This is a genomic window from Bartonella sp. AD328YNZD, from assembly GCF_042196425.1.
The window spans coordinates 1-5,694 of sequence record NZ_JBHIQG010000155.1; the positions used below are offsets into that span (position 1 = coordinate 1).

A 5,694-nucleotide genomic window follows, 5' to 3' on the forward strand; every position below is an offset into this window, starting at 1 on the left:
TGCTCTTAATCGTTTGACTGCTTTGCAAAAATAATTTTAAAACTAAAAACGGCCTTTTAAAGGCCGCTTTTAGTTTGTTTGTTTTTTATAATTAATAATTAAAACGATGAGATTTAAGATTAATCCTATAAGGGATATTCAGATTTTTTGCCGTTTCTTCTATTTTATGTGCTATTTTTACTTTTGATATTTGTTTTCTAACTGCATCGTCATTAAATAGAGAGATGAAGAATTTAGATGTCTGGTTTTTATTCAAGAAAAAAGAGTATTGAAATATAAAACCATTTTTTGATACACAGGCCTGCTTTAATGAAGGTTTTCTATACGCTCTTCTGTTTCCTTGATTGAAAGGGATGACGCATGATTTATGCATTGCTTCGAACGATTGATTTGATTTTTGAGATTTATATTGATATTTTAATCGCTAGTGTCATTTTTTCTTGGCTTTATGTCTTTAATATCATAAATTCACGCAATCGCTTTGTTGTTTTGATAGGAAGCTTTCTATATCGTCTTACAAATCCCGTTCTAAGCCGTATCCGGCAAATTTTACCAAATTTGGGAACAATTGATATTTCACCTATTATAGTGTTCGTTATTATTTATTTTATTCGTACTTTTATGTGGCGTGTTTACGCAAACATGTATGTATAGAAATGTTACTTGAGGCGAATACATGTTTTATCAAGTTGATAAAAATAACTTGATTTTATTTGTATATCTCATTCCCAAATCATCTGTTGACAAAATAATAGGGGTTGAATGTAGGGATGGTGAAAAGCAATATCTGGTTATACGCCTTCGTGCTGTTCCTGAAGATGGAAAAGCGAATAAAGCTCTCATTAAATTTCTTGCGAAGCAGTGGAAAATCCCATCTTCTTCTATTTCTCTGAAAAGCGGCGCAATATCTCGCTACAAACAACTTTACTTTTCAACACATTTAGAAGAGCTAAAGCAGATATGGCAATCCTTTAGAGATTGCATCTCGTAGAAAAAATAAAGAACAAAGCCTATTTTTTATAGGCTTTATTTTATTAAAATCGTTATACTTTTTTATTGCGCTCAACAGCTTGCTTAATTAATTCATGAGCAAAGTTTTTATCACGCCATCCTTCAATTTTAGCCCATTTTCCAGGTTCCAGATCTTTATAATGCTTGAAGAAATATTCAATTTGTTTGAGTGTAATCTCGGGCAGATCTGTATAGTCATGAATATTGATATAGCGTTTTGTTAATTTTGTCGTGGGAATGGCAATAATTTTTTCATCTTTACCACCATCATCTTCCATCATTAGAGCTCCGATGGGGCGAACATTGATAACACAACCAGGTATAAGTGGACGGGTATTACAGATAAGGACATCAATAGGATCACCATCATCTGAAAGCGTATGAGGGACAAAACCGTAATTTCCAGGATAAACCATCGATGTATGAAGAAAACGGTCAACAAATAATGCACCCGACTTTTTATCCATCTCATATTTTATTGGCTGACCACCAAGAGAGACTTCCACAATAACGTTAATATCTTCTGGTGGATTTTTGCCTACGGGTATTTCCTTAATATTCATAGAGACATCCTTTCTGGAATATAGTGAGGCTCAATACAATTAAATATTTTACCAAAGAGATTATGAAATTAACTTGAAATTGATGCACGTGTTTTTTCAAAACGTTTACGTTCATTGGGATCAAGATAGAGTTTGCGGAGACGAATATTTTTAGGGGTTACCTCCACAAGTTCATCATCTTGTATCCATGATAAGGCACGTTCTAATGTCATTTTAATGGGAGGCGTTAACTTTACCGCTTCATCTTTTCCGGAAGCGCGCATATTAGTAAGTTTTTTTCCTTTTAACACATTAACTTCTAAGTCATTATCGCGTGAGTGGATGCCAATAATCATACCTTGATAGACTTTCACACCTGCATCAATGATCATAGGTCCACGATCTTCAAGATTAAAAAGAGCATAAGCAACAGATTCACCGTTGTCATTAGAAATCATAACACCATTAACGCGACCAGCAATGTCTCCTTTATAAGGTTCATAAGCATGGAAAAGGCGATTCATAATTGCTGTACCACGTGTGTCCGTTAAAAGTTCAGATTGATAACCAATAAGTCCTCTAGTTGGGGCGTAAAAGACAAGGCGGACACGATGACCTCCAGAAGGACGTAATTCTACCATTTCACCCTTACGTTCAGACATTTTTTGTACAACAGTACCGGAATATTCTTCATCGACATCGATAACAACTTCTTCGATTGGCTCAAGAATTGTTCCATTTTCATCTTTTTGCATAACAACACGTGGACGTGAAACACTAAGCTCAAATCCTTCACGGCGCATATTTTCAATAAGAACTGCAAGCTGTAATTCTCCTCGTCCTGAAACGTAGAAAGAATCTTTATCGGCTGATTCTTCAATTTTAAGAGCGACATTGCCTTCTGCTTCTTTTAACAATCGGTCACGAATGACACGACTTGTTACTTTATCGCCTTCAGTTCCTGCAAGGGGGCTATCGTTGACGAGAAAACTCATCGTCACAGTAGGAGGATCAATTGGTTGGGCAGTAAGGGGTTCATTAACCGTAGGATCACAGAAAGTATCAGCGACGGTACCTTTTTGCAGACCTGCAATCGCAACAATATCACCAGCACTTCCTTCTTCAATAGGTTGCCGTTCTAGACCACGAAATGCTAGAATTTTTGAAATCCGCCCAGTTTCTAAAAGTTTTCCATCTTGTCCCAGAACCTTGACATTTTGATTGGGTTTTAGAGAGCCGGAATGAATACGACCTGTAATAATTCGTCCCAAAAACGGATCCGCTTCAAGAATAGTTCCAATCATGCGGAACGGGCCTTCTGCGACGCTAGGGGAAGGAACATGCCGCGTTACAAGATCAAATAAAGGACCTAATCCTTGATCTTTTGGTCCCTCGGGGGCTTCAGCCATCCATCCATCGCGTCCTGAACCATAAAGAATGGGAAAATCAAGCTGTTCATCAGTTGCGTCAAGAGCAGCGAAAAGGTCAAAAACCTCATTAATAACTTCATCAACGCGTGCATCAGGTCGGTCAATTTTATTAATAGCAACAATAGGGCGCAAACCTACTTTCAATGCTTTGCCAACGACAAATTTTGTTTGTGGCATTGGTCCTTCAGCTGCATCAACAAGGACGATGGCTCCATCAACCATATTGAGGATGCGTTCAACTTCTCCACCAAAGTCAGCGTGTCCTGGTGTATCAACAATATTAATTCGAGTATCTTTCCAAACAACAGATGTCACTTTCGCTAGGATTGTAATTCCGCGTTCTTTCTCAATATCGTTTGAATCCATCATACGTTCGCTTGTACGTTGATTATCACGGAAGTTTCCTGATTGCTTGAGAAGCCCGTCTACAAGCGTTGTTTTCCCATGGTCAACGTGGGCAATGATGGCAATGTTACGCAATTGCATAAATTTTCTTCTTTTCGTTTAATGAAATTTCATTTGAGGCAAAGTCTTTACATTCTTTGCCTGATTATTAGAAAACCTTTTACATGTTTTTTTATAATTTTGGAAGATGGAGGCAATATTTTTATGGCAAAACTATTTATCCAAGTCTTTAAGGCTCTATTGAGCTTCAATTTCTGAAGCTTCGTAAAAATTTTTTATAATACGTATGTTCTATTCTCGAGCTAAGAATTATCCCAAAAATCACAGTCAATTTGATTTTTATCAATATGACACAAGAAATTTATATGAATTCTTGTAAGAGTAAGTAAGTATAAAGCTAGCGGTATTGTTGTTGTTGTTTTGCAAAGAGACTGATAAAAATCCGGAATATCTCTCAATCCATAGCCAATTTATTGACAATTTTACAATATTTTTATTCTAAATAAAGCTTTTTCTTATTCAATAACTTGTCAATCAAAATCCAGATCTAATGCAATCGTGTATTTGAGGTAAATATTGAGACGATTAAGAATTTTATAAGAAGTTCTAGCTTTTGTATGCCAGATTAGGGCAAGAGTTATATCTTTTGATTTATTTATGAACCCGGAATACAGTCTTATTTAGAAAGAATATGAAGGTATCCAAAGAAAATTCCCATTTTTGCCGTTAATCCAATTTATGATTTCAAAAGCATCTAAAGTAATATTTTTTAAACCATGGAGATAGTGCATTGCCTTACACTTTTTTGTTAATTGCATTCTCTAATAGGAGTATGCTTTTCATGCCAAACAGAACACTTTAAACAGAATATACTTTTTGTTGCATATTCATGTACTTAAGAGAGATCGCTTAATGTACACTACATCCATTCCATGATAGGGCTCATAAATGATATAACATACGCGAATAGTATACTATTAACGCCTTTGTGAAGAAATATAAAGCTTGTTGAGTATCATCTATTATTATTCTTTCTCAGCTGTCAATATTGCGCCAGTTTTTGATACGAGAGAGAGATGATATAAGAAGTATTTTATTTTTTCTTGAATAGTTTTTAGCCATACACCGATCTCGTTTGTGACTGGCAAGAAGATGACTTTAATCGATTTAATATGAGAAGCTTTATGATGAGGTGAAATTACGCTACTCGGAGCTGTTATTCAAAAAAAATAATAAATTATCTATAGAGCGGTGCGCTAGAAAAATAAATAATAAAGCTTATTCTCTTATGGAAAGAATCTTAGGTTACATGACAAGATTTTTCCATAAGTAAGAGTTTTTACTTTACATGTTTAAAGGAGAGTTCCTGACAAAATGAGGGAAGCTACAGAAAAATAGATTATAATGCCCATGACATCTACTAAAGTTGCCACAAAAGGAGCAGAAGCACTTGCTGGATCAAATTTTAAACCTTTAAGAATAAAAGGCAACATAGATCCAGAAAGAGAACCAAAGGTAACGATTCCAACTAAAGCTGTACCCACTGTTGTCGAAATAGCAATCCAATGTTGGCCATAGTCGTAGATACCCAGTTTTTGCCAAAGAGCAATGCGCGTAACACCAATAATTCCGAGTAAGAGACCAAGGGATAATCCTGTTGGAATTTCACGAATAATAACTTTCCACCAGTCTTTTAATGTGAGTTCACGTAAAGCCAATGCACGGATAATAAGGGATGTAGCTTGTGAGCCGGAATTTCCTCCTGAGCTCATAATGAGAGGTATGAACAGTGTAAGAATAATCGCTTTTTCGAGTTCTGTTTCGAAATGCTGCATAGCGCTTGCTGTCAGCATTTCACCGATAAAGAGTAAAGCGAGCCACCCGCCACGTTTTTTCATCATTTCAGGAAACTTAATTTGCATATAGGGCTTATTAAGCGCTTCCATACCCCCAAATTTATAGGCATCTTCATTCATCTCATCGACCATAGTATCAAGCACGTCATCAACGGTTACAATGCCAATGACATGGTTACTTTCATCAACTACAGGCACAGAGAGAAGATCATGGCGTTGGAAAAGGCGTGCGATATCTTCATGATGTGTGAAGGGCGATATTGTAATGGGTGAGTCATGGGTAGGGACATTAAGAATTTGTTCATCAGGTGAGGCAAGAATAAGGTTACGCAGTGAAACAGCTTTGAGAAGAGTACCTGTTTTAGGATCAATCACATAGCTGGTATAAACTGTTTCACGTGTTCGCTCGACTTCACGAATGTGATCCAAAGTTTTTTGTATGGTCCAGTT

General features: G+C 36.3%; 5 protein-coding genes. 2 read left to right on the forward strand and 3 right to left on the reverse strand.

The features are described from left to right. Positions 1-360 precede the first annotated feature (360 nt). Both ACFIO3_RS07815 and ACFIO3_RS07820 read left to right on the forward strand, forming a co-directional pair. Entirely contained in the window at positions 361-654 is a 294-nt protein-coding gene (locus tag ACFIO3_RS07815) for a YggT family protein (protein ID WP_375610568.1), read from the forward strand. 22 nt (positions 655-676) lie between these two features. Then, complete coding sequence (locus ACFIO3_RS07820; protein ID WP_375606745.1) at positions 677-991, forward strand: DUF167 domain-containing protein; 315 nt, start codon at positions 677-679, stop codon at positions 989-991. A 52-nt stretch (positions 992-1,043) separates the two neighbouring features. Here the strand turns inward: ACFIO3_RS07820 and ppa are convergent, their stop codons facing one another. From ppa to mgtE, 3 genes are all read right to left on the reverse strand, one after another. After that, on the reverse strand, positions 1,044-1,574 hold the full coding sequence (gene ppa, locus ACFIO3_RS07825) for an inorganic diphosphatase (protein WP_375704282.1): 531 nt from the start codon (positions 1,572-1,574) through the stop codon (positions 1,044-1,046). Positions 1,575-1,642: 68 nt separating this feature from the next. Next, on the reverse strand, positions 1,643-3,469 hold the full coding sequence (gene typA / locus ACFIO3_RS07830) for a translational GTPase TypA (protein ID WP_375606747.1): 1,827 nt from the start codon (positions 3,467-3,469) through the stop codon (positions 1,643-1,645). A 1,271-nt stretch (positions 3,470-4,740) separates the two neighbouring features. Beyond that, positions 4,741-5,694 (reverse strand): magnesium transporter (mgtE, locus tag ACFIO3_RS07835; RefSeq protein ID WP_375704283.1); only part of this gene is annotated, 954 nt, incomplete at its 5' end.